Genomic DNA, 24,616 nt, shown 5'->3' on the forward strand with positions numbered 1-24,616 from the left:
TTAAATCGGGCACTCACGTACAATCGGGTTCTGCGCAATCTCTTCTTCCAGCACATGCAGCATGCTGTTGGCGATCTCACGCTCGCCCATCACTACGCGATTCGCGCCGCGCTCCATTATGTAGGTCACTTCATCGTCATAATGCGCACGGGCAATAATCTCAATGTCCGGGCGCTTCTCGCGCGCTGCCGTCACGACTTCACCGGCTTCGTAGCCATTCGGAATGGTCAGCAGCAGCCAGCGGGCGCAGTCGAGGCGCGCCAGTTCCATGGTATCCACGCGTGCCGCATTGCCCAGCACCGCTTTGATGCCTTGCTCGCGCAGCGCTTCAACGCGCGGACGGGAGTTCTCCACCACCACCAGCGGCACATCCGCTTCCATCAGCTTTTGCCCCAGCAGGCTGCCGACGCGGCCATAACCTACTAAAACCGCGTGATTGCAGATATCCACCGGAATCTGCTTCTCTTCTTCGATCGCTTCTTCCAGCGTCTGTTCTTCGATGGTCTCGGTTTTGTCAAGGTAGCGTTCCAGCACGCTAAACAGAATCGGGTTAAGCATGATGGAGAGAATCGCCGCCGCCAGCACCAGATTGCGGCCTTCCTCGCTCAGCATGCCGAGCGAGATGCCGAGGCCGGCGAGAATAAAGGCGAATTCACCAATCTGCGCCAGGCTCACCGAAATGGTCATCGCGGTGCGACGTGAATGACCCAGCAGCGTTACCAGCAGCCAGGCGGCAATAGATTTACCCAGCACGATAATCGCCAGCGCGCCAAGCACCGCCAGCGGTTGCTCAATCAGGATCATCGGGTCAAACAGCATGCCGACGGACACAAAGAACAGGACGGCGAACGCATCACGCAGCGGCAAGGTATCGTGCGCCGCGCGGTGGCTAAGTTCAGATTCGTTCAGCACCATGCCGGCAAAGAAGGCGCCGAGGGCGAAGGAGACATCAAAGAATTCGACGGCGCCAAAGGCGATACCGAGCGCCAGCGCTAACACCGCAAGGGTAAACAGCTCACGTGAACCGGTCGCGGCACTTTTTGCCAGAATCCACGGCACCACGCGACGGCCAACCACCATCATCAGCACCATAAAGGCGACGACTTTACCGATGGTCAGCAGCAGATCCCACAACAGCAGCGTTGGGCTGGCGTTGCCCTGTTCCAGCATGCCGGCGATGGCTGGCAGCAACACCAGCGTCAGCACCATCACCAAATCTTCCACGATCAACCAGCCAATGGCGATTTGCCCGCGCTGGCTATCAATCAACTGACGCTCTTCCAGCGCGCGCAGCAGCACCACGGTGCTGGCGGTGGAAAGACACAACCCAAATACTAGGCCGGTCATCCACGACCAGCCCATTGTCCATGAAAGTCCCATTCCCAGCAGCGTCGCCACGGCGATTTGCGCGATGGCGCCAGGAATGGCGATGGACTTTACCGACATCAAATCCTTCAGCGAGAAGTGCAAACCGACGCCGAACATCAGCAGAATAACGCCGAGTTCAGCCAGTTCAGGGGCAAGGTTGGTATCCGCGACAAAGCCTGGCGTGAAGGGGCCGGCCAGGACGCCAGCCAGAAGATAACCGACTAACGGTGAGATGCGCAGGCGGTTTGCCAGCATACCAAGGAGAAATGCGAGGACCAGTCCCCCGACAATGGTAGTGATCAACGGTGTGGTGTGATGCATGCCTGTCTCCTTGTGTGCAAATGTATCCGCTTGTAACAACCTAGTGTAATGCACAATCCCTTACCGCGTTTAAACATTTGAGCGGTTAAAGCCCACTAAATTGAAAAAATGAGACTAAAACGCAGCTGAAGCTCCATTTTCGTCAGTTATCTCACGATATCGGCTGGAAATACGCAGAATGAAGGGTGGCGCGGAAAAAATAGTTGCAGGGGGAAATTGGCTTCACAGCAGGGGTTGTTAGGGTTAAAGCGGTCCTAAGTCGATAAAGTCACCGCCAGGTGTAGAATTGGGTTGTCAGTCCCAGCGAGAAGCGAATTTAAAAATGCTGGTCGTCACGCTGTGCCATGATGCAATGCGTGTTTCATCTTGAGTTAGCCAGCCATCTGTGCGACACAGAAGGGCGATAACGCACATTAAGTCCACCGCTAAGTGGAAAAACGCAGAATAAGGAGATCGACTTTGTTTTTATCACCGCGAAAAGGGCGCTGGCTGGCGCTGACAGTTTTACTGCTGCCGATGCTGGCGCAGGCGTGGCAAACGGATCGCAGTTATCGTTTCAGCATTCTGCACACCAACGATCATCACGGTCGTTACTGGCCGAACGCACAGGGCGAATATGGCCTTGCGGCACAGAAAACGCTGATGGATCAACAGCGCTACGATGTGCAGGCCAAAGGTGGCGGCGCGCTGATCCTGTCGGCGGGCGATGTGAATACCGGCGTGCCAGAGTCAGACATGCTGGATGCTGAACCCGACATTCGCGGCATGAACCTGGTGGGCTATGACGCCATGGCGTTGGGCAACCACGAATTCGACAAACCGCTTAGCGTGCTGCAACAGCAGCAGAAGTGGGCCAAATTTCCGTTCCTTTCGGCCAACATCTATCAAAAAGGCACCGACACGCGCTTATTTAAGCCGTGGGCAACCTTTAACCGCATGGGGCTGAAGATTGCGGTGATCGGCCTGACCACCACCGACACGCTGCGCATCGCCAATCCGGAAAACATTGCGACGATTGATATTCGCGATCCGGTGAAAGAGACCGAAAAAGCGGTGGCGGAACTACGCGCCAGCGAAAAGCCTGATGTCATCATCGCGCTGACACACATGGGCCACTACGACGACGGTCAGCACGGCAGCAATGCGCCAGGCGACGTGGAGCTGGCGCGCAGCCTGCCACCGGGCACCCTCAACGTGATCATTGGCGGCCATTCGCAGGATGCGGTGTGCATGGAGAAAGAGAACGTCAGCGTAAAAGATTATCAGCCAGGCCAGCCCTGCCAGCCGGATCGGCAAAACGGCGTGTGGATCATGCAGGCAAAAGAGTGGGGCAAATTTGTTGGGCGCGGCGACTTCACCTTCCGCAATGGTGAGCTGACGCTGGAGAATTACCAGCTGATCCCGGTCAACCTCAAGCACAAGGTAAAAAATCTTGATGGCAGCGAATCCTGGCTTACCTGGCAGGAAGAGATCCCGAAAAACAGCGCGATGATGAAGCTGTTAACGCCGTATCAACTGCGTGCTGGCAAGAAACTGGATGTTAACGTCGGCAGCAGCGACGGCGTGTTTGTCGGTGAGCGCGACAAGGTACGCTTTGAGCAGACCAATCTTGGGCAGCTAATTTTGCGCGCCCAAATGGCGGCGACCAAAGCGGACTTTGCGGTGATGAGCGGCGGTGGCATTCGCACTTCGCTGGCGCAGGGTAATCTCAGCTGGCGCGATTTGTTGCAGGTGCAGCCGTTTGGCAATCAGGTGGTGTCGGTGACGCTGAAGGGTAATGAAGTGCTGAATTATCTGGCGACGGTTGCCAATATCAAAGTGGACTCCGGCGGCTTCGCGCAGTTCAGCAACATCAGCCTGGTGGCGGATGGTAAAGGCGTCAGCGACGTGAAGATTAATGGCGAACCGCTGCAAAAGGATAAAACCTACCGCATGGCGACTAACAGCTTTAACGCCAGCGGCGGCGACGGTTATCCGAACATTGAAACCCATGCTGGCTTCAGCAACAGCGGGCAGCGCGATGCGGATGTGCTGCGTGAGTATGTCAGCCAGCATTCACCGCTGAAGGTAGCGGATTATCAACCGACCGGCATCGTGCATCTGACGGCAGCGCAAATTGAAGAGCGCAACAAAGCGCTGGAGAAGCAACGCAAACCAAGCTACCCGCAAATGATTCTGGCGTGGATCTGGCCGCGCGCCGCACAACATTGAACTCTGCGCTCGTAGGTCGCCATTCATGGCGACCTCTTTTCAAATGCACATCACGCCTGACACGATTTCTGCGTCACCCAACGGTGGCGCAACTTATCCCACATCCAGTTGTAAACCATGGTATAGGGCAGGAAGAACAGGAAGAACGCCACTTCCAGCACAAAGGCTTCCAGCAGTGAAATATTCAGCATCCAGGCGGCAATCGGCAAGCCAATCAGGATAAAACCGCCTTCAAAGCCCAGCGCATGCATGGCGCGTAAACCGAATCCGCGTTTCACCTGCGGCGGCCAGATGCGGTCAAAGCCGGTGTTATAGATCATGTTCCACAGCATGGCGACGGTTGACAACATAATCGCCAGCGCGCCCATCTGAAACAGCGGTTTCTCCATGATCCAGGCAGCCAGCGGCGCAACAGTGATAAGTGCTAACCCTTCAAAGCCTGCGGCATGACAAAAACGTTCTTTCAGCGAACGGGTACGCATATAAACCTCCTTATTGGTGATAACCCCTATTTTCGCACTGGGTGATGCTAAGATAAAATGATCACCTATCGATAAAAGCGATGGTTCAACATGAAATATTCCCCGGAATCCCTTGAGGCATTTGTGCAAACCGTGGCCAGCGGATCCTTTTCGGCGGCGGCGCGCGCGTTGTCTAAAAGCCAGTCCACCATCAGTAACGCGATCGCTAATCTGGAAGACGATCTGGGTTTCACGCTGTTTGATCGCAGCGGACGTAACCCGGTATTGACCGAGCATGGCCAGCGCGCGTTTGCGCAAGTGCAGCAGATTCTGGCCGCCAGCCAGCGGCTGGATGAGCTGGCAGTGCGCTTGTCGCAGGGCGTAGAACCGCGCCTTAGCCTGGCGATCTCCGATTTTTGGCAAGCGGATCACCATGAAAATCTGCTTAACCGGTTTGAGGTGCGTTATCCAGATATCGATTTTGAGTGCATGATCGCCGAGGATGCTGATGCATTAGATTTGATACAAGCCGGGCGCGTGCACCTTGGCGTGGTGCGGGCGCAGCCACAATTGCCGCCGGATTTGGCGGTGGCACGCTTGCAAGTGGGGGCGCAGATGGCGATCTACCTTCATCAGGATCATGCGCTGTCGCAGGCTCAGCAGGTGAGTGAAGGGCAGTTAGGTGAGTTGCGGCATCTGCGGCTCAATACCTGGGTACAAAATCGCGATCCCTTGCCCGCCGGACGCGTGTGGTCGGCACCATCTTATTTATTGCTGTTAGAGATGGCGGAGCAGGGTTTTGGCTGGAGTATATTACCGCGCTGGCTGGTGGAGCAGTTTGGTCATCAGGTGTTGAAGGAGTTGCCGGTGCCGGGCTGGCCGCAGCATATCGCGGTTGATGTGGTGTGGTCGCGGCGTAATCCGCCGGGACCGGCCGGGCGCTGGATGATCGATCAACTCTGCGCCCAGCAGCCCGACTAATCGCGCCGTGCGACGTCGGCCAGCGGCGCATCCAGCAGGCGAGACAAATCTTGCGCGGCCAGCTCGATATCCAGCCCACGTTTGCCGCCGGAGATAAAGATGGTGGCAAACTCCGCTGCCTGCCGATCGATCACCGTCGGCAGACGTTTTTTCTGTCCCAGCGGGCTAATGCCGCCTACCAGATAACCGGTCACGCGCTGTGCCAGCTGCGGATCGGCCATATCCGCTTTCTTCGCGCCCAGCGCTTTGGCGACCTTTTTTAGATCCAATTGGGTTGAGACCGGCGTCACCGCAACCGCCAGCGCTTTAGCATCGCCGTTGAGCGATACCAGCAAGGTTTTGAACACCTGGCGCGCATCCAGATTAAGTTTACGCACCGCTTCGTCGCCAAAATTGGTTTCGTGGCTATCGTGGTCGTAGGGATGCAGGGTAAAGGTGACTTTTTGTTTTTCCAGAAGTTTTACCGCAGGCGTCATGATCGGTCCTTGTTAGGAAAATTCTTATTTCAGTTTTGATGGAAAAACAGTGGCGAAATTCTGAACTTTGCGCGAGAATTGGCCCGCGCCAGCAAGAGATTGTTGGTGATAACCAAAATCATAAACAAATTCCTCTTTGACGGGCCAATAGTATTATTGGCCTTCTTTTTTTCTGCCAAACGCACAGTTAATCAACCGCACAAGCCCGTAGCGGCGCGTCTCAACGCGCAATAAATTGCGCCGCTACGAAATGTGCATAAATCAGCTCTTCAGCAGTCCCGGCAAATTATCATCGCCATACAGATGCAGTGCGCCCACCGCCACCACATAACGCCCTTTCGGTAACGCCAGCAGCAGCTCGCGCCAGTGCTGGTTGCGGTTGCGCATCAGCGTGTCGTTCAGCTCGCTGCTAAAGGTGGTCGGCAGCGCCACCGGTTGCTGGGTGGGCGGCGCATCCAGCCACCAGCTGATCATGGTTTGCAGCAGGCGCGCGTTGGTGTGCCAGTGTTCCAGCGTATCCAGCAACAGCGGCAAACCATCCTGCGGCAGCGATTTCAGCAGGGCGATCTGCGTTTCCGGACCTTCCAGCTCGATAATGCGTTTGTTGGCCGCTTTGGCCGCCTGCAACAGCTGATAATCGATACCAAACTGCGGACGCAATCCCAGCCGCTGCGCCTGTTGCGCCTGCAACATCAGCGCGATCTGCCAGAACGGCAGCGTATCGAACAGGCTCAGTGACAGCGAAAGCTCATCGCACAAGGCCTGCAAGCGCTGCAGCACGTCGTCGTCGAGTCGCATTGCCAGCGGCGGATGTTCATCATCATTGCTGAACGGCGATTCGCCTTGAGTGATATCGGCTTCGACAATCAGCGCGTCGGCTTTATGCAGCTGGCGCAATAGCCCGGCAGGCAGCGGCTGCATATCGCGCGTGCCCATGTGAATGCTGCCCGCCAAATGCAAACGACGATCGCCCAGCTGAATATCCATGGCCGGCCAGCTGTAACTGGCCGGAAAAAGGGTCGCGATCCGTTGTTGGATGCTGTGCCACAGACCGTGTCTCATTCCCTGTCCTTTTTAAGGCAAAAAACCATGCTAGCGATTTCATCTCATGAAAAACAGGGCTGGAATGGCTATTGCCGTTGCGCCGGCTTGAAGCGCAACAAACGGTTAGCGTTGCTCACCACGGTAATGGATGACAGCGCCATCGCCGCGCCCGCGACAATCGGGCTCAGCAGCATGCCAGTAAACGGATAGAGCACGCCGGCCGCAATGGGAATCCCGAGGCTGTTGTAGATAAAGGCGCCCAACAGATTTTGCCGCATATTGCGCAGCGTAGCGCTGGAGATCGACAGCGCATCGGCGACGCAGTGCAGATCGTTGCGCATCAGCGTCATGGCGGCGGTTTCTACCGCCACATCGCTGCCGCCGCCCATTGCAATGCCGACATCGGCCAGCGCCAGCGCGGGCGCATCATTAATGCCGTCGCCGACCATCACCACTTTGCGGCCTTGCTGCTGTAACTGAGTAATCGCCTGCGCTTTGCCATCCGGCAACACGCCGGCAATCACTTCATCAATACCCGCTTCGGCGGCAATGGCCTGCGCGGTTTTTTGATGATCGCCGGTCAGCATAATCAGGCGATAACCTTGCTGATGCAGACGCTGCAGCGCCGCTTTACTCTCGGGACGCAAGCTGTCACGCAGCGCGATCAATCCCAGCAGCTGCTGATTGTCGGCCAGCAGCACCGGCGTTGCGCCTTGTGCGGCGAAGCGCGCGATATCGTCCTGCGCGGCGCGGTAATCAACCTGCTGCTCATCCAGCAGCGCCTGATTCCCCAGCAGCAGCGTTCTGTTTGCCACTGTAGCGCTGATGCCTTTGCCGCGTATTGTACGAAATTGCTTAACCGCTTCGGCGTTCACCGCAGGCGCAGCCTCAAGAATCGCTTTGGCGAGCGGATGGCTGGAGCCTTGCTCCATCTGCGCCGCCGCGCTGAGCACCTGCTCGCGATTCCAGTCGCCATACAGCACCACATCGCTGACCTGCGGCGTGCCGCGCGTCAGGGTGCCGGTTTTATCAAACACAATGGTATCGACTTCGCTGGCTCGCTGCAGCGCATCGGCGTCACGCACCAGCACGCCCAGCTCTGCGGCGCGTCCGACGCCAGCAATCACTGACATCGGCGTGGCTAAACCCAAAGCGCAAGGGCAGGCGATGATCAGCACCGTGGTGACAATTACCAGCGTGTAAGCCAGTTGCGGCTGCGGACCCGCCAGATACCAAATCACCCCGCTCAGCAGCGCAATCGCCACCACCACCGGCACAAATACCGCGGAGATGCGATCCGCCAGTCGGCCAATATCCGGTTTGCTGCTTTGCGCCTGACGCACCAGATTGATAATGCGCGCCAACGTGGTGTGGCTGCCGATGGCGCGCGCCACAAAGTGCAGCGTGCCGTCTTGTACCAGCGTACCGGCAAAGATTTTATCTCCCGGCTGTTTGGCCTGCGGCACTGCCTCGCCTGTCAGCATCGCTTCATCCAGCCAGGCTTCACCGCTGGCGACGTCACCGTCCACCGGTACGCGATCGCCGGTGACCAGCTTCAGCGTCATGCCGGACTTAACCTCGCTGAGCGGTAGCAGCGTTTCACCCTGATCGCTGATGACCCGCGCTTGCGCCGGGGTTAAATCCAGTAATCGTTCCAGCGCCTGCGAGGCGCGCTGGCGTGCGCGCTGCTCCAGCGCGTGGCCGAGATTGATCAGGCCAACGATCATCACGCTGGCTTCAAAATAGAGATGACGCGCCTGATGCGGGAAGAATTCGGGCCAAAGGGCGACGCTCATCGAATAGAGCCACGCCGCGCCGGTTCCCAGCGCCACCAGCGTGTCCATGGTGGCTGTGCCGTGACGCAAACTGCGCCACGCGCTGCGATAGAAGTGGCCGCCGGCCATCACCATCACCAGCAAGGTAATCACGCCGAGCGTGCGCCACAGCGTTTGGTTATCTGCGCTCAGCATCATGTTGTCGCCGAGCATGCCCCAAATCATCATCGGCACGCCGAGCAGCAACGCCAGCGCCGATTGCCAGCTAAAGCGGCGCATGGCGTGCTGCGCGCTAACCTGCTGGCGTTCGCGGCGGGTTTGTTCATCCTCGATCACTTCGGCGGAATACCCAGCCTGATCGACCGCGCTCACCAGCGCTTCGGCGCTTGCATCACCCATGATCAGCGCGCTGCGCTCACCGAGATTGACGCGTGCCTGGCTGACGCCCGGCACTTTTCGCAGCGCCTGTTCCACGCGGCTTACGCAGCTGGCGCAGCTCATGCCGCCAATCAGTAAATGATGCACAGCAAGCTCAGCTTCAGTGGATTGTGCCGGTTGCGACTCCGTTGTCAGCGCCTCCGGCGGCGGCTCTGTAGCTGTCAACGGATCAGGCTTTGGGCTGGCTGCGCCTTCTTTTAGCACCGCGTGATAACCGGCTTGTTCAACCGTAGCGATCAGATCGCTGGCGCTCGCCGCACCGGTCACGCGCGCTTCTTGCTGCGTGACGTCCGCCTGTTCAACATCGCTGCGCTGCTCCAGCGCTTCTTTGACGCGTTTTACACAGTGGCCACAGGACAAGCCGTCCAGCGCCAGCAGTTGGGTATGTGACATGGTGTACTCCTCAGGCTAATGATTTTGACTGCATGCAAAATTTGCATTAGAACTACAGCCTAAACCTTCCCCTGAATGGAAGGTCAAGGGGGAAAGATGAACATCAGCGATGTGGCAAAAAAAACCGGACTCACCAGCAAAGCGATTCGCTTCTACGAAGAGAAGGGCGTGGTGACGCCGCCGTCGCGCGGTGACAATGGCTATCGCCATTACGCGGCGCATCATATTGATGAGCTAAATCTGCTGCGCCAGGCGCGTCAGGTGGGATTTACGCTGGAAGAGTGCCGTGAACTGGTGACGCTGTTCAACGATCCCGCGCGCCACAGCGCCGATGTTAAAGCGCGCACCTTGCAGAAAGCCGACGAGATTGCTGCGCACATCGAAGAGTTACATGCAATGCGTGCGCGCTTGCTGGAACTGGCGGAGGCTTGCCCCGGCGATGACAGCGCAGAGTGCCCGATCATCAATCACCTGGCCGGTTGCTGCCATCACGCCGATGGCAAGCGCGGCTGAATCATCAGCGTAATGCCGACCACGCCAGTGACAATCACCGGCGTGCCCGCCGGCAGGTCGCTATCTGCCTGCACGCGCCAGCTGCTGTCGCCAATGCGTACGTGACCAAGGCCATTTTTCAGCGCGTTATCCAGCGTCAGCTGCATGCCCATTAACTGGTTGCCGCGCTGGTTAAGCGTGTTGGCGACCTGCGACGATTCGCGATAGCGCATCCAGCGATGCCAGAAGAACGCGCTCAGCAGCGTCATCACCGCAAACACAATGCCCTGACTGGTCCATGAGATGGGAAACAGCCACTCAATCAGCGCCACCGCGACGGCGGCTAAGCCACTCCACAGCAGATAACCGCTGGTGCCGAGCATTTCGGCGGCCAACAGCAGGCCGCCCAGCGTCAGCCAGAACCAGTGTGGATGCGCAATCAGCTCCATCAGGATCATGGTCTGCGCTCCGTCCGGTTCTCCTTCAGCAACTCACTGATACCGGCAATTGAACCGAGCAGGCTGCTGGCGTCCAGCGGCATCATCACCACTTTGCTGTTGTTGGCTTCGCCGATTTTTTGCAGCGCGTCGGTGTATTTCTGCGCCACAAAGTAGTTCACCGCCTGAATATCACCGGCGGCTATCGCCTCGGAGACCATGCGCGTCGCCGTGGCTTCCGCCTCCGCCTGACGCTCGCGCGCTTCAGCTTGCAGGAAGGCCGAGGTGCGTTCGCCTTCTGCTTTGAGGATTTGCGACTGCTTATCCCCTTCTGCGCGCAAAATCGCCGCCTGACGTACGCCTTCGGCGGCAAGGATATCGGCGCGTTTGGTACGTTCCGCCTTCATCTGCGCGTTCATCGCGGCGATCAATTCCTGCGGCGGGCGCACGTCACGAATTTCGATACGGGTAATTTTCACGCCCCACGGATTGGTGGCTTCATCAACGATATGCAGCAGACGCGTGTTGATGTTGTCGCGCTGCGACAGCATCTCATCCAGCTCCATGCTGCCAAGCACGGTGCGGATATTGGTCATGGTCAAATTCAGGATCGAGAGTTCAAGATTGCTGACTTCGTAGGCGGCGCGCGCCGGATCGACAACCTGAATAAAGCAGACTGCATCAATGGTGACGTTGGCGTTGTCTTTAGAGATGATTTCCTGCGAAGGGATATCGAGTACCTGTTCCATCATATTGATTTTGCGACCAATACGATCCATGAACGGCACAAGCAAATTGAGGCCTGGCGCCAGGGTTTTGGTGTAGCGGCCAAAGCGCTCTACCGTCCACTGGTAACCTTGTGGAACAATTTTTACACCGGCCCACACGGTAACGAGTGCGAGCACAATGATGACGGGAATGACCGTTAACATATAACCTCCTGGCTGTCAGATTGTCGGGCCGAGTCGTTCGGCCCGTTTAACGCGCGGTACCGATCAGTACAGCAGCGAGTAAAGCTGGCGGCGATAGCGCGTGGCGAGCGTGTCGCCGGTGCCGAGTGCGGCCAAAATTTCCTGGAACATTTTACGCACCTGGCCGTCACCGACGCTGAGATCGCTTTTCAGGAAGCTGAACAACAACTCCAGCGCTTCCTCGTTGCGGCCAACCTGATGCAGCTGTAACGACAGTTTAGCAGCCAGCTCGGCATTGGTCGGATCGCTGGCTAACTGCTCCTGCAACAGCTGAATTTCTGGCGTATCGGCGGCCTGCTTTAACAGGTCGATTTGCGAAATCAGGCTCTGATAGCGCGTGTCCTGATCCTGCAGCGGCACCGCATCCAGCACGGTTTCTGCTTCGTCGCTGCGGTTCAGGGTGATCAACACTTCTGCCAGCAGGAAGCCAATTTCGCTGTTTTTGTTGCTCAGCTGCCAGGCGTCTTTCAGCAGCGGCAGCGCTTCCAGCGGTTTGCCTTCGTGCATCAATTGCATCGCCTGCTGCGCTTTAACTTCTTCTTCACGCGGCAACACTTTTTGCAGCAGAGCGCGAATTGCCTCTTCCGGCTGCGGTCCCTGGAAGCCGTCAACCGGTTGACCGTTCTGGAACAGATAAACGGTTGGGATCGAGCGCAGGCCAAACTGCGATGCCACCATTTGCTCTTTATCGCAATCCAGCTTCGCCAAAATAAACTGACCCGCATACTCCTGCGCCAGGCGATCCAGCACCGGCGTCAGTTCCAGACAGTGCTGACTGCGTTCGGACCAGAAATAGAACAGCACCGGCAGCTGCATCGACTGTTCTAAGGTCTGCTGCAGGTTGGATTCGTTGATGTCGATAATCAAAGCGTGTGACATGAATACGTCTCTTGTCAGAAAGTGTGTTGAGGATATGGGGGCAAGCTGCCCCGGTTCAAGTTTGATTCTGCGTTGCAGCTTAGTTGCTGCGCAAAATGCGATCCAGTATCCAACCTGGCAGCAGGCGTTTCAGCAGGCTCATCGCCCAGGCCACCAGCGTTACCGGATAGCGCAGGCGCGGATGTTTGCTCTCTAACGCGTGGCGCAGCTTCGGCAAAATCGCTTCCGGCGGCAGCGTGAAACGCGCGGCGATGCCCGGATTTTGTACCGGTTTATCCTGCTGGCCCTGATGCACGTTATCGGTGAAACGCGTGCTTATCGGGCCGGGTTCAATCAGGCTAACGCGCACGCCAGAGTCGCGCACTTCAAGACGCAGCGCATCGCTCCAGGCTTCCAGCGCCCATTTGCTGGCGGCATAGGCGCCGCGCCCCGGCGTCGAGATCAGTCCCAGTACCGAACTGGTATTGACGATGCGTCCGTTGCCGCTGGCTTGCAGCGCGGGCAGCAGGCGCATGGTCAGTTGATGAGTGCCAAACAGATTGGTGGAAAATTGCTTCTCTAATTGCTGACGCGAAACGCTGCTGAGCGGCCCATATTGACCAAAACCGCCGTTGTTAAACAGCGCGTGCAGGCGATGATCGGTGAGTTCCAGCACGCGATCGGCGGCGGCATCGACGCTGGCGGCATCATCGAGATCGAGCTGCACGCCAATAAATCCCAATGCTTCCATGCGCGCCACATCGTCGGCGCGGCGACAGGCGGCCAGCACGCGATAGCCGCGCGATAAAAGGTCATTTGCGGCGACCAAACCAATGCCGCTCGAGCAGCCGGTGATGAGAATTGTTTTTTGCATTTCTTTACCCGTTAAAAATCACACGCCTGCATTAATCATGCTTTACTAGCGGAGCCAGTTCGGTCGCCATCAGGTTGGCGATAAACGGCTGAGCATCCGGATTGGGGTGAATTCCATCCTGCTGCATCCACTCCGGCTTCAGGTAGACCTGCTCCATAAAGAAGGGCACCAGAGGAATGTCGTACTGCTGTGCCAGGCGCGGATAGATCGCGCTAAACGCTTCCGTATAACGACGTCCATAATTAGCCGGCAGACGAATCTGCATCAGCAGCGGCTGCGCTTTAGCGGCTTTCACTTCGTCGATCACTTTGGTCAGGTCCGCGGCGATATTCTGCGGCGGGAAACCACGCAGGCCATCGTTACCGCCCAATTCGATTAACACCCAGCGGGGTTGATGCTGTTTTAATAGGCCCGGTAAACGCGCCAGCCCTTGTCCTGCGGTATCTCCGCTGATGCTGGCGTTGACCACTTTGGGCTGCTGTTGCCACTCTTTATTCAGCAGGCTGGGCCAGGCCGCGGTGGCGGACATGCGATACCCGGCGCTCAGGCTGTCGCCCAACACCAGCAAGGTATCGGCGGCGGCGAGTCGGGACACCAGCAGAAGCAATAACAACAGGAAGGGATAATGCCAGCGGAAAACATTGTTGCAGTTCATCATCTTACTAAGTCCGTCGGTCAGGGAGAGCATCAGCTGACCATCCTTACCGGAGTTGAGCTGGTTGTCAAACCAGCTGAGACCATCGCCCTGATTGGCGAGTCCGGCTCGGGCAAATCCACGCTGCTGGGCATTCTGGCCGGACTGGACGACGGCAGCAGCGGCGAAGTGCATCTGCTTGGCCAGCCGCTACACAGCATGAATGAAGAGCAGCGAGCGGCGCTGCGTGCGCGTGAAGTGGGGTTTGTGTTTCAATCCTTTATGCTGGTGCCGACGCTGAATGCGCTGGAAAACGTGCAGCTGCCGGCGCTGCTGCGTGGCGACAGCGATCGCGAAAGTCGCCGCCAGGCGGTGGAACTGCTGACGGTGCTGGGTTTGAAAGATCGTCTGCACCATCTGCCGGCGCAACTTTCGGGCGGCGAGCAGCAGCGTGTGGCGCTGGCGCGTGCCTTTAGTGGTCGCCCCGGCCTGCTGTTTGCTGATGAACCCACCGGCAACCTCGATCGTAAAACCGGCGATCGTATCGCCGATCTGCTGTTCTCCCTCAACCGCGATTTTGCCACCACGCTGATTCTGGTGACGCACGATGAACAACTGGCGGCGCGCTGCGACCGTCGCTTACGGCTGCGCGACGGCAAGTTGTGGGAGGAGTCATGATTTGGCGCTGGTTCTGGCGCGAGTGGCGTTCGCCCTCGCTGCTGATTGTCTGGCTGGCGCTCACTTTAGCCGTGGCCTGCGTGCTAGCGCTGGGCTCGATCAGCGATCGCATGGAAAAAGGCTTAAGCCAGCAGAGCCGCGACTTTATGGCCGGCGATCGCACGCTGCGCACCACCGCGCCCGCGCCGGAAGCGTGGCTTAACAAAGCGCGTGACGAAGGGCTGTCGGTCAGCAGCCAGCTGCACTTTATGACCATGACTTTCGCGCAAGAGACGCCGCAGCTGGCGGACGTGAAGGCGGTGGATAACGCCTATCCGATGTTCGGCACGCTGCAAACCAATCCGCCGGGCTTACGTCCACAAGCGGGCACGGTGTTAGCTGCGCCGCGTTTGCTGGCGCTGCTGAATCTGAAAGTGGGCGACAGCGTGGATGTCGGCGACACCACGCTGCGCATTGCCGGGGAAGTGATTCAGGAGCCGGATGGCGGCTTCAATCCGTTCCAGACCGCGCCGCGTCTGCTGATGAATCTGGCCGACGTAGAGAAAACCGGTGCGGTGCAGCCGGGCAGTCGTCTGAGCTGGCGCTATAAATTCTCCGGCGATCCGGCACCCCTGGCGCGCTATGACAGCTGGATCGCGCCGCAGCTAAAAGCCGATCAGCGCTGGATCAGCGTGGAGAATTCGGAAGATGCGCTGGGCCGCTCAATGCAGCGTGCGCAGCAGTTTTTACTGCTTTCCGCCTTGCTGACGCTGATGCTGGCGATTGCTGCGGTGGCGGTGGCGATGAGTCATTACTGCCGCAGCCGCTACGATTTGGTGGCAGTGCTGAAAACGCTGGGCGCAACGCGCAAGGCACTGCAGCGGCTGATTATCGGTCAATGGTTGGCGGTGCTGTTGCTGGCGGCGATTGTCGGGAGCGCCCTGGGGCAGGGCATTGAAGTGATTCTGCTGCTGATGCTGAAACCGGTGCTGCCGGGCGCGCTGCCTGGGGCGAGTTTCTGGCCGTGGCTGTGGGCGATCGGCGCGATGTTTGTGATTTCGCTGCTGGTGGGTTTGCGTCCGTATCGTTTGCTGATGGCGACGCAACCGCTGCGCGTACTGCGGCGGGATGCGGTGGCGAACGTCTGGCCGCTGCGATTCTATCTGCCGGCAATGGCGCTGGTGGTGATTGGCTTGCTAGCGCTGCTGATGGGCGGCAGCAAAATGCTGTGGGCGCTGCTGGCGGGCGTGGTGATGCTGGCGCTGCTGCTGGCGTTACTCGGCTGGGGCACCTTGCTGCTGCTGCGTCGGCTGGTGGTGCGCAATCTGGCGCTGCGCCTGGCGATCAACCGTCTGCTGCGTCAACCGGCGATGACGCTCAGCCAGCTGGCGGCATTTTCGCTGTCATTTATGCTGCTGGCGCTGCTGCTGGTGATGCGCGGCGATCTGCTGGATCGCTGGCAACAGCAACTGCCGCCTGACAGTCCGAACTATTTCCTGCTGAACATTACCAAAGAGCAGGTGCCGCAGGTGCGCGAGTTCCTGGCCGGACATCAGCTCAAGCCGGAAACCTTCTACCCGATTGTGCGTGCGCGGCTGACCGAGCTAAACGGCAAAGAGGCTGATCCCCAGCTGGATAACGCGCTGAATCGCGAACTTAATCTGACGTGGCAAGCGGAGCGTCCGGATCACAATCCGCTGATTTCCGGTAACTGGCCGCCGCAAGCCGGTGAAGTGTCGATGGAGGTGGAGCTGGCGGATCGTCTGGGCGTGAAGCTCGGAGATAGCTTGACCTTCAGCGGCGATACGCAGCAGTTCAGCGCCAAAATCACCAGCTTGCGCAAGGTGGATTGGGAGAGTCTGCGGCCGAACTTCTTCTTTATCTTCCCGCCGGGCGCACTCGATCAACAGCCACAAACCTGGCTGACCAGCTTCCGTATGGAGAGCAATCCGGCGCTGCTGGCACAGCTTAATCGCGCATTCCCGACGCTGAGCCTGCTGGATATTGGCAGCATGATGCGTCAGATCGGTCAGGTGCTGACGCAGGTGAGCCAGGCGCTGGAAGTGATGGTGGTGCTGGTGACGGTGTGCGGCGTGCTGCTGTTGCTGGCGCAGATCCAGGTTGGCATGCGTCAGCGTCGGCAGGAGTTGGTGGTCTATCGCACGTTGGGTGCCAGTAAGCGCCTGCTGCGCGGCACCTTATGGTGTGAGTTTGCGCTACTGGGCGTGGTGTCGGGGATTGCGGCGGCGCTGGGCGCGGAAGCGGCGCTGTGGGGCTTGCAGCGTAAGATCTTCGATTTCCCGTGGCAGCCAGACTGGACGTTGTGGATCGCCTTGCCGATCGGCGGCGCGCTGCTGCTCTCGCTGTGCGGTGCCTGGTTGGGGATTCGGCTGTTAAAACAGAAGGCGCTGTTCAGAAGCTTCAATGCCGGATAAGCAAAACGATTTGTCTTAAATTTAAGTTCTGGTCTGCGTGAGTCGACTCATAAAAGCAGACCAGACTTATTTAAGGCTAAACATGTCATCTCCACTTATCGTCAAATCCGTTGTTGAAATCGGCTGCTGTAAAGTCTGCCAGGGCGAGGCCACGCTGTATGGTGTGACCGATTTCAATACCATCTGTCATTCGGAAAATGCCAGTCGTTACACTTATCCGCTCACCGGCGTGGCGATTTATTATCATCAATGCCAGACCTGTGGTTTGGTGTATACCCACGCATGCGATGACTGGACGCCAGCGGATTATGCACAGCATATGTATAACGAGGCTTACGGGCAGTTTGATCCTAACTATGAGATCAATCGACCGATGAGAAATCGCGATCTGATTTTGACGTTATTCAAAAAATATCACGGCAAAAAAATGCTGGATTACGGTGGCGGCACCGGCACGCTGGCGCGCTTAATGCAGGAAGTGGGCATTGATATGGTGGCGTGGGATCCGTTTGTGCCCGGCGATTATCCAGAACTGAATTCTTATGAATTTATGACCAGTTTTGAGGTGTTTGAGCATACGCCGGATCCGCATAAAACGCTGGCAGAAGTATCAGGTTTTTTGAAAAAAGGCGGGGTGTTTTTCTTCAGCACCGCGACCACTGACGAAGTGAGTCATTTGGGGATGACTGACTGGTATATTGCGCCGCGCACCGGTCATATTACGATTCATTCGGAAGCGTCGCTGAATGCATTGTTCAGTGCGCATGGGTTCCAGATTACGCATCTGAATCGCTGGAGCCATGTGGCGATGAAGATGGTGGGATAAAGGGAGTTCTGGGCGGGCTGATGCCCTCAGCCCGGCCCTCTCCCAGAGGGAGATGTTAGCTCGATCGGTTCCCTCTCCCAGTGGGAGAGGGCTAGGGTGAGGGAAAAACAGCTGAACTACAGCTTCTCAACCGCCCACGCAATCCCGCTTGCATACGCTTCCGGCAGCAGCGGCACCAGCGCATTCAAGGCTGACGCCAGACGCGCGTGATCGCTATCGGTGAGATTAAGATGCCCAACCTTGCGGCCTTCACGCACCTCTTTGTCATACCAATGCAGATGCACCAGCGGCTGCTGCAGCCACGCCAGATTCACCTCAGTACCAATCAGATTCACCATCACCGACGGCGCAAACACCACCGGTTGCGGCAGCGCCAGGCCCAAAACCGCACGCAGATGCAGCTCGAACTGGCTGATTGACGCGCCATTCTGCGTCCAGTGGCCGCTGTTGTGCACGCGCGGTGCTAACTCGTTGATCAGCAAACCTTCTGGCGTAATGAAACACTCCATCGCCATCACGCCGACGTAGTTCAGCTCATGCATGATGGCGCTGAGCATCGCTTCCGCCTGCTGTTGCTGTGCGGTATCGGCCTGAGGGAACGCCACGCTGGTGCGCAGAATGCCGTCCTGATGCAGGTTGTGCGTCAGCGGATAAAACACCGTGCTGCCATCGTGTCCACGCGCGCCGACCAGCGACACTTCGCCGCTGAAATTAATGCCCTGCTCAACGATGCATTCGCCGTAGCACTCATCCGGCAGCGCATCGGTTTCATTGGCGCGCAAACGCCATTGGCCACGGCCGTCATAGCCGCCGGTACGACGCTTTACAATCGCCAGTTCGCCCAAGTTACTGAACACATTTGGCCACTCGGCTTTATCGGCCAGCAGCTGCCACGGCGCGGTGGCGAGGTTCAGCTGATCCAGCAGCTGTTTTTGCGTCAGGCGATCGGCCAGACGCGGGAAGATATCGCGATTCACAAAGGCCGGATGGCTCGCCAGTTCGCGGGTTAACGCGGTTTCCGGCCAGCGCTCGATCTCGGCGGTGATCACGCTTTCAGCGATCGGCAGCGCAGAAGGTTCTGCATCTAAGCCCACCGGATAGACCGCGATGCCCAGCGGTTCTCCGGCCTGGCGCAGCATGCGGCCTAACTGACCATTTCCTAATACGCAAACCGGCTTCATGCGTCCTCCCGCGGATCCGGGTTGTTCAGCACTTCATCAGTTTGCGTTTGACGCCAGTGGGCGATGCGCGTTGACAGCGCGCTGTCGTGGATCGCCAGAATCTGTGCCGCCAGCAGGGCGGCGTTGGCAGCACCGGCTTTACCAATTGCCAGCGTACCCACCGGAATGCCGCGCGGCATCTGCACGATGGAGTAGAGGCTATCGACGCCGCTCAGCGCCGCGCTTTGCACGGGCACGCCCAGCACCGGCACCAGCGTTTTCGCGGCCAGCATGCCCGGCAAATGGGCAGCACCGCCGGCACCGGCGATGATCACCTGAAAACCGTTGTCGGCTGCGGTTTCCGCGAAGCTGAACAGTTTGTCGGGCGTACGGTGAGCTGAGACCACTTCAACGTGGAAGGGAACATCCAGGCTGTTAAGAATTTCCTCGGCGAACTGCATGGTAGCCCAGTCACTTTTGGAACCCATGACAATGGCGATACGGGCCGGGGCGGCGTTGGATGACATGCGGTCAACTCCTGTGAATATGCAAACGAACCTGGCCGGGCGGGCAGGCGAAGAAGGGCACAGAGAATAGCATGAGATGGCAGCAAGGAAAACGGTTGCGTAGGCGGAAAACGGGCATTGATGCCCGGATTTCAGAAGGGGAATTCGATCAGGCTGACGCCGCTGGCATCAAGCTGAATCATCGATCCGTTCTCATGCCAGGCACCCAGCACCGCGCGCTCGGCGTTTTTGCCGTGCAGCGGGAAGGCGTGAATGGCGGGACGATGCGTGTGGCCGTGAATCAGAATCGGCACCTCTTGACGCGTCATCGCGGCTTCCACCGCGGACTGATTGACGTCCATGATGCTGACCGATTTATGCTGATTCGCCTGCTTGCTGCCATTGCGCATGCGCGCGGCAATGCGCATGCGCAGACGCAGCGGCAACGTGAGGAACAGACGCTGCAACCAGCGCTGATGCACTTTGGCGCGGAAGCGCTGATAGCCTTCATCGTCGGTGCACAAGGTATCGCCGTGCATGATCAACACACGATGTCCGTAGCGATCGAGCACCTTCTCTTCCGGCAGCAGCGTCATGCCGCTGGCACGCGCAAAATGCTGGCCGAGCAGGAAGTCGCGATTGCCGTGAATAAAGAACTTCGGCACCGGCAGCGCCTTGAGCGCCGCAGCGATCTGCTGATGCAGCGGGTTAGGATCGTCGTCGCCGATCCAGGCTTCAAACAGATCGCCGAGGATATAAAGCGCATCGCAGGCGCGCGCTTCACCCTGCAAAAAATGCAGAAAACCGGCAGTAATTGCCGGTTCTTCATGACACAGATGCAGATCTGCGATAAACAGCGTGCGCGACATTACTCGCTAACAGTCACTTTCTGGATGACAACATCTTCAACCGGAACGTCCTGATGCATGCCGCTGCGGCCGGTTTTCACCGCTTTGATTTTCTCAACCACGTCCATGCCTTCAACCACTTCAGCAAACACGCAGTAACCCCAGCCTTGCAGGCTTTCGTCACGGAAGTTCAGGAAGTCGTTGTCTGCCACGTTGATGAAGAACTGGGCCGTTGCAGAGTGTGGCGCCTGAGTACGCGCCATCGCCAGGGTGCCTTTGGTGTTTTTCAGGCCGTTGTTCGCTTCGTTGCGGATGTCTGCTTTGGTATCTTTCTGCTTCATGCCAGGCTCAAAACCGCCGCCCTGAATCATGAAACCGTTGATTACGCGATGGAAGATAGTGTTATCGTAAAAACCTTCCGCGCAGTATTCCAGGAAGTTCTTCACGGTAGCCGGCGCTTTGTCATCGAAAGTTTTGATTACGATATCGCCATGGTTCGTCTGGAAAGTGACCATTATTTTCTTCCTGTCAAGGTTGTCGTCAGTATCAACTGCCACGCCTGTAAGGCGGCGGGGCATTTTTGTAGACGCTTCTTATATCACAATTTCCAATAACGCGTCAGTAACCGGACGGCAGTTGGCAACCGAGCGATGCACAAGTCAGAAAAATACGGCACAATTACCGGCTACGCTGCAAGGGCGTATCCCGCAAACGTCAATAACGGAACCATTCAATGTTGAAGATCTATAACACCCTGAGTCGACAGAAAGAGGAATTTAAACCTATCCACGCCGGTGAAATCGGTATGTACGTGTGTGGTATCACGGTTTACGACCTCTGTCATATCGGCCATGGGCGTACATTTGTGGCATTCGACGTGGTGGCGCGTTATCTGCGTTACGTGGGCTATCAGCTGAAGTATGTGCGTAACATCACCGACATCGATGACAAAATCATCAAACGTGCCAATCAAAACGGGGAAAGCATTGAAACGCTGACCAACCGCATGATCGCCGAGATGCATAACGATTTCGCCGCGCTCGGCATTCTGCCGCCGGATCTGGAGCCGCGCGCCACCCGCCACATCGACGAGATTATCGAGCTGGTCGGCAGGCTGATTGAACGTAAGCACGCGTACGTGGCGGACAACGGCGACGTGATGTTCGACGTGATGAGCGACAAAGATTACGGTGTGCTGTCGCGTCAGGATCTGGAGCAGCTGCAGGCCGGTGCGCGTGTTGAAGTGGCGGATGTGAAGCGCAATCCGATGGACTTCGTGCTGTGGAAGATGTCCAAAGCCGACGAACCGGCGTGGAACTCGCCGTGGGGCAACGGCCGTCCAGGCTGGCACATCGAGTGTTCGGCGATGAACTGCAAACAGCTCGGCACCCATTTCGACATTCACGGCGGCGGTTCGGACCTGATGTTCCCGCACCATGAAAACGAAGTGGCGCAATCCACCTGTGCGCACGATGGCCCGTATGTAAATTACTGGATGCACTCCGGCATGGTGATGGTTGATCGCGAGAAGATGTCAAAATCGCTGGATAACTTCTTCACCGTGCGCGATGTGTTGCAGCACTACGATGCCGAAACCGTGCGTTACTTCCTGATGTCGGGACACTATCGCAGCCAGCTCAACTACGGCGAAGACAACCTCAACCAGGCGCGTGCGGCGCTCGAGCGCTTGTACACCGCGCTGCGTCATACCGATGCCAATGCCACGGCGGCGGGGGGCGAAGAGTTTGAAGCGCGATTCCGTACCGCGATGGATGACGACTTCAACACGCCGGAAGCCTATTCGGTGTTGTTTGATATGGCGCGTGAAGTGAATCGCCTGAAGACCGAAGACAAAGCCTCCGCTGATGCGCTGGCAGCGAAACTGCGTCAGATCGCTAACGTGCTCGGCATTCTGCAGCAGGATCCCGAGCAGTTCCTGCAAAGCGGTGCGCAGGTGAATGACGATGAAGTGGCGGAAATCGAGCATTGGGTAAAAGCCCGTTCCGACGCGCGTGCAGCCAAAGATTGGGCGCAGGCGGATGTGGCGCGCGATAAGCTCAATGAGTTGGGCGTGATCGTTGAGGATGGGCCGCAAGGTTCCAGCTGGCGACGCAAATAACCGGAGAGGGCGAGAAATCGCCCTTTTTTATTGATGGCGATTGAACAGATTCATATTCACGGCTTCCGCTCTGTGCGCGACCTGACGCTACCGCTACAACAGCTCAACGTGGTGAGCGGCCCGAACGGCTGCGGTAAATCCAACCTGTATAAAGCGGTGCGATTGCTGCACGAAGCGGCGAGCGGACGTTTAGCGCTGGCGCTGGCGGAAGAGGGCGGCATCCAGAAAGCGATGTGGGCGGGCGGATTGCGGCGCGGCGATCGTCGCCACGATCCTAAACGTCTGGCGCTCGCGGTGGTGATGGATGATATGGATTATCAGCTTGATATCGGTTTTCCTGAGCCGTTAGCCACCAGCATGTTTAACCTCGATCCGCTGGTGAAAGAGGAGCGTATATGGATGAGCGGCCAGCGTCGGCGTCCTTCCTCCTGCATCCTGCAGCGGCAAAATCAAACCGCTTTCCTGCACAACGTTGATGGCGAACGCGTTGCATATCCTGCGGTGCTGCATCCGGAAGAGTCGCTGTTTGGGCAGCTTGGCGAGCCGCATCTTTATCCCGAGCTTTCGCAGGTACGTGAAAGGTTACGCCAGTGGCGTTTCTATCATGAGTTTGCGGTGTGGCCCGGTTCGCCAATTCGTGCGCCGCAGATTGGCGTGCGCGCGCCGGTACTGAGCCACGATGGCAGCAATTTGGCCGCAGCCTGGGCCACGATTGTTGAACGCGGTCATTCCGAATTACTGCTTGAGGTGATGGCCGAAGCCTTCCCGGACACGGAATTTCACGTTGATGTGCAGAACGGGCGTTTTCAGATGCTGATGTCACGCCGGGGGATTTTGCGTCCGCTGGAGAGCGCCGAGTTCTCGGATGGCACGCTGCGCTTTCTCTGCTTAGTGGTGGCGCTGCTCAGCCCGCGTCCGCCGGCGTTTATGGCGCTGAATGAACCGGAAAACAGTTTGCATGAAGATTTGTTGCCTGCATTAGCGCGACTGATCGCCGAAGCCAGCCAGTTTAGCCAACTGTGGATCACCAGCCATTCACCGAAACTGGCGACGCTGATTGCGCAGCATACGGCGGTGAATCATATCGCGCTGGAGCAAATTGAAGGGGAAACTCGGGTGGTGGGGGAAGAGCGGATTTAGGCGTCCCGATTGGGACGCCTAAAGGTCAGGCAACAACCGTAATCTTAAAGCCCGCAAACTCGACCTTTTGGCCTTCAACAATCTTGCAGCGCTTACGCGTTTCGACTGCGCCATCAACGCGCACTTCGCCTTCCGCAATCACCGCTTTCGCCTGCGCACCGCTTTGCACCCAACCTTCGAGTTTCAGCAGGTCGCACAAATCAACGTGGGCATGTTTACCGAGAGAAAAACTGGCCATTATGCCTCCTCAATGTCGTGAAATTCTTCACACGCCGTTAGCGTGTTTTGGATCAGTGTCGCGACCGTCATTGGACCGACGCCGCCTGGAACGGGCGTGATGTACGAGGCGCGCTCAGCAGCCGCTTCGAACTCCACATCACCCACCACTTTACCGCTGTCGAGACGGTTGATACCCACATCAATCACCACCGCGCCCGGCTTGATCCAGTCGCCCGGAATAAAGCCCGGCTTGCCGACCGCCACCACCAGCAGATCGGCGTGCTCAACGTGATGACGCAGATCTTTGGTGAAACGGTGCGTGACGGTGGTGGTACAACCGGCGAGCAGCAGCTCCATGCTCATCGGACGGCCAACGATATTCGATGCGCCAACCACTACGGCGTTCAGGCCGTAAGTATCGATATTGTAGCGCTCCAGCAAGGTGACGATGCCGCGCGGCGTACACGGGCGCAGCTTCGGCGCGCGCTGGCACAGACGACCGACGTTGTACGGATGGAAGCCATCCACATCTTTGTCCGGCACGATGCGCTCCAGCACTTTGACGTTATCGATGCCGGCTGGCAGCGGCAGCTGCACCAGAATGCCGTCGATGTCGTTGTCGTTGTTGAGCGTATCAATCAGCTCCAGCAGCTCGGCTTCGCTGGTGGTGGCGGGCAGATCGTAGGAGCGGGAGATGAAGCCCACTTCATCACAAGCACGACGTTTGCTGGCTACATAGATCTGCGAAGCTGGGTTTTCACCCACCAGCACAACTGCCAAACCGGGCGCACGTTTACCGGCCGCCAAACGCTGCTGTACTTTTTCGGCAACCTCAAGGCGCACCTGCTGCGCAATCGTTTTACCGTCAATAATTTTTGCTGCCATCAGAGAGGAAATCCATCTGTAGAGGGTTAAATCGGGGATGGCGCCTATTCTGTCAGAAGCGCGTGCGGCTGTCAGGTAGAGATTCGC

At 57.8% G+C, this 24,616-nt stretch carries 24 protein-coding genes; 8 read left to right on the plus strand and 16 right to left on the minus strand.

Features of this window, described 5'->3' with window-relative positions:
• Window positions 1-1,689: a YbaL family putative K(+) efflux transporter gene (gene ybaL, locus P6287_RS05165; protein WP_101762391.1), complete on the minus strand. Its 1,689-nt coding sequence runs from the start codon at window positions 1,687-1,689 to the stop codon at window positions 1-3.
• A gap of 459 nt (window positions 1,690-2,148) precedes the next feature.
• On the opposite strand from ybaL, the gene ushA reads away from it, so the two are divergent.
• The gene (gene ushA / locus P6287_RS05170) at window positions 2,149-3,900 is read left to right on the plus strand and encodes a bifunctional UDP-sugar hydrolase/5'-nucleotidase UshA (protein WP_277974603.1); all 1,752 of its coding nucleotides are present in this window, start codon (window positions 2,149-2,151) and stop codon (window positions 3,898-3,900) included.
• Between the two features lie 50 nt (window positions 3,901-3,950).
• Here ushA and P6287_RS05175 read toward each other — a convergent pair whose 3' ends face one another.
• Complete coding sequence (locus P6287_RS05175; protein ID WP_110865657.1) at window positions 3,951-4,382, minus strand: multidrug/biocide efflux PACE transporter; 432 nt, start codon at window positions 4,380-4,382, stop codon at window positions 3,951-3,953.
• A gap of 90 nt (window positions 4,383-4,472) precedes the next feature.
• Here P6287_RS05175 and P6287_RS05180 point away from each other — a divergent pair, with 90 nt between their 5' ends.
• Entirely contained in the window at window positions 4,473-5,342 is an 870-nt protein-coding gene (locus tag P6287_RS05180) for a LysR family transcriptional regulator (RefSeq protein WP_101762388.1), read from the plus strand.
• On the opposite strand, the gene ybaK is transcribed toward P6287_RS05180, so the two are convergent.
• The 3 genes from ybaK to copA form a co-directional block, all read right to left on the minus strand.
• Window positions 5,339-5,818, minus strand: coding sequence for a Cys-tRNA(Pro)/Cys-tRNA(Cys) deacylase YbaK (gene ybaK / locus P6287_RS05185; protein ID WP_137385298.1), 480 nt, complete (start codon window positions 5,816-5,818; stop codon window positions 5,339-5,341). The two genes, P6287_RS05180 and ybaK, sit on opposite strands and share 4 nt — an antisense overlap.
• A gap of 261 nt (window positions 5,819-6,079) precedes the next feature.
• Window positions 6,080-6,880, minus strand: a complete 801-nt coding sequence (locus tag P6287_RS05190) for a TraB/GumN family protein (protein WP_192414064.1) — start codon at window positions 6,878-6,880, stop codon at window positions 6,080-6,082.
• 68 nt (window positions 6,881-6,948) lie between these two features.
• Window positions 6,949-9,468 carry a copper-exporting P-type ATPase CopA gene (gene copA, locus P6287_RS05195; RefSeq protein ID WP_277974604.1) on the minus strand — a complete coding sequence of 840 codons (2,520 nt, stop codon included), beginning with the start codon at window positions 9,466-9,468 and terminating at the stop codon, window positions 6,949-6,951.
• A gap of 96 nt (window positions 9,469-9,564) precedes the next feature.
• Here copA and cueR point away from each other — a divergent pair, with 96 nt between their 5' ends.
• On the plus strand, window positions 9,565-9,981 hold the full coding sequence (gene cueR, locus P6287_RS05200) for a Cu(I)-responsive transcriptional regulator (RefSeq protein WP_101762384.1): 417 nt from the start codon (window positions 9,565-9,567) through the stop codon (window positions 9,979-9,981).
• On the opposite strand, the gene P6287_RS05205 is transcribed toward cueR, so the two are convergent.
• The 5 genes from P6287_RS05205 to tesA all read right to left on the minus strand — a co-directional run bounded on the left by P6287_RS05205 (window position 9,957) and on the right by tesA (window position 13,758).
• Window positions 9,957-10,415, minus strand: coding sequence for an NfeD family protein (locus tag P6287_RS05205; protein ID WP_277974906.1), 459 nt, complete (start codon window positions 10,413-10,415; stop codon window positions 9,957-9,959). The genes cueR and P6287_RS05205 overlap by 25 nt on opposite strands.
• A complete protein-coding gene (locus P6287_RS05210; protein ID WP_101762383.1) occupies window positions 10,415-11,329 on the minus strand; it encodes an SPFH domain-containing protein in 915 nt (304 codons plus the stop codon). The genes P6287_RS05205 and P6287_RS05210 overlap by 1 nt, the downstream gene beginning before the upstream one ends.
• 63 nt (window positions 11,330-11,392) lie before the next feature.
• Entirely contained in the window at window positions 11,393-12,247 is an 855-nt protein-coding gene (locus tag P6287_RS05215; RefSeq protein ID WP_101762382.1) for a co-chaperone YbbN, read from the minus strand.
• Window positions 12,248-12,326: 79 nt separating this feature from the next.
• Window positions 12,327-13,100, minus strand: a complete 774-nt coding sequence (locus P6287_RS05220; protein ID WP_137385302.1) for an SDR family oxidoreductase — start codon at window positions 13,098-13,100, stop codon at window positions 12,327-12,329.
• 31 nt (window positions 13,101-13,131) lie between these two features.
• Window positions 13,132-13,758: a multifunctional acyl-CoA thioesterase I/protease I/lysophospholipase L1 gene (tesA, locus tag P6287_RS05225; RefSeq protein ID WP_176971305.1), complete on the minus strand. Its 627-nt coding sequence runs from the start codon at window positions 13,756-13,758 to the stop codon at window positions 13,132-13,134.
• On the opposite strand from tesA, the gene ybbA reads away from it, so the two are divergent.
• From ybbA to P6287_RS05240, 3 genes are all read left to right on the plus strand, one after another.
• A complete protein-coding gene (gene ybbA / locus P6287_RS05230; protein WP_101762379.1) occupies window positions 13,726-14,412 on the plus strand; it encodes a putative ABC transporter ATP-binding protein YbbA in 687 nt (228 codons plus the stop codon). The two genes, tesA and ybbA, sit on opposite strands and share 33 nt — an antisense overlap.
• The gene (gene ybbP / locus P6287_RS05235) at window positions 14,409-16,826 is read left to right on the plus strand and encodes a putative ABC transporter permease subunit YbbP (protein ID WP_277974605.1); all 2,418 of its coding nucleotides are present in this window, start codon (window positions 14,409-14,411) and stop codon (window positions 16,824-16,826) included. Before ybbA ends, ybbP begins: the two co-directional genes overlap by 4 nt.
• A gap of 82 nt (window positions 16,827-16,908) precedes the next feature.
• Complete coding sequence (locus tag P6287_RS05240) at window positions 16,909-17,652, plus strand: class I SAM-dependent methyltransferase (RefSeq protein ID WP_101762377.1); 744 nt, start codon at window positions 16,909-16,911, stop codon at window positions 17,650-17,652.
• A gap of 116 nt (window positions 17,653-17,768) precedes the next feature.
• Here the strand turns inward: P6287_RS05240 and purK are convergent, their stop codons facing one another.
• The 4 genes from purK to ppiB form a co-directional block, all read right to left on the minus strand.
• On the minus strand, window positions 17,769-18,833 hold the full coding sequence (gene purK, locus P6287_RS05245) for a 5-(carboxyamino)imidazole ribonucleotide synthase (RefSeq protein WP_277974606.1): 1,065 nt from the start codon (window positions 18,831-18,833) through the stop codon (window positions 17,769-17,771).
• Entirely contained in the window at window positions 18,830-19,339 is a 510-nt protein-coding gene (purE, locus tag P6287_RS05250; protein WP_192236684.1) for a 5-(carboxyamino)imidazole ribonucleotide mutase, read from the minus strand. Before purE ends, purK begins: the two co-directional genes overlap by 4 nt.
• A gap of 131 nt (window positions 19,340-19,470) precedes the next feature.
• Window positions 19,471-20,187: a UDP-2,3-diacylglucosamine diphosphatase gene (locus P6287_RS05255; RefSeq protein WP_277974607.1), complete on the minus strand. Its 717-nt coding sequence runs from the start codon at window positions 20,185-20,187 to the stop codon at window positions 19,471-19,473.
• A complete protein-coding gene (ppiB, locus tag P6287_RS05260) occupies window positions 20,187-20,681 on the minus strand; it encodes a peptidylprolyl isomerase B (RefSeq protein ID WP_008103818.1) in 495 nt (164 codons plus the stop codon). Before ppiB ends, P6287_RS05255 begins: the two co-directional genes overlap by 1 nt.
• Window positions 20,682-20,899: 218 nt before the next feature.
• Between ppiB and cysS the strand changes: the two genes are divergently transcribed.
• Window positions 20,900-22,285: a cysteine--tRNA ligase gene (gene cysS / locus P6287_RS05265; protein WP_110865669.1), complete on the plus strand. Its 1,386-nt coding sequence runs from the start codon at window positions 20,900-20,902 to the stop codon at window positions 22,283-22,285.
• Window positions 22,286-22,318: 33 nt separating this feature from the next.
• The gene (locus P6287_RS05270) at window positions 22,319-23,425 is read left to right on the plus strand and encodes an AAA family ATPase (protein ID WP_277974907.1); all 1,107 of its coding nucleotides are present in this window, start codon (window positions 22,319-22,321) and stop codon (window positions 23,423-23,425) included.
• Between the two features lie 25 nt (window positions 23,426-23,450).
• On the opposite strand, the gene ybcJ is transcribed toward P6287_RS05270, so the two are convergent.
• Window positions 23,451-23,663: a ribosome-associated protein YbcJ gene (gene ybcJ, locus P6287_RS05275; RefSeq protein ID WP_007890771.1), complete on the minus strand. Its 213-nt coding sequence runs from the start codon at window positions 23,661-23,663 to the stop codon at window positions 23,451-23,453.
• Window positions 23,663-24,529 carry a bifunctional methylenetetrahydrofolate dehydrogenase/methenyltetrahydrofolate cyclohydrolase FolD gene (gene folD, locus P6287_RS05280; RefSeq protein ID WP_036648219.1) on the minus strand — a complete coding sequence of 289 codons (867 nt, stop codon included), beginning with the start codon at window positions 24,527-24,529 and terminating at the stop codon, window positions 23,663-23,665. Before folD ends, ybcJ begins: the two co-directional genes overlap by 1 nt.
• Between the last annotated feature and the right edge of the window lie 87 nt (window positions 24,530-24,616).

The organism is Pantoea sp. X85 (genome assembly GCF_029623675.1).
Lineage (GTDB): Bacteria > Pseudomonadota > Gammaproteobacteria > Enterobacterales > Enterobacteriaceae > Pantoea > Pantoea leporis.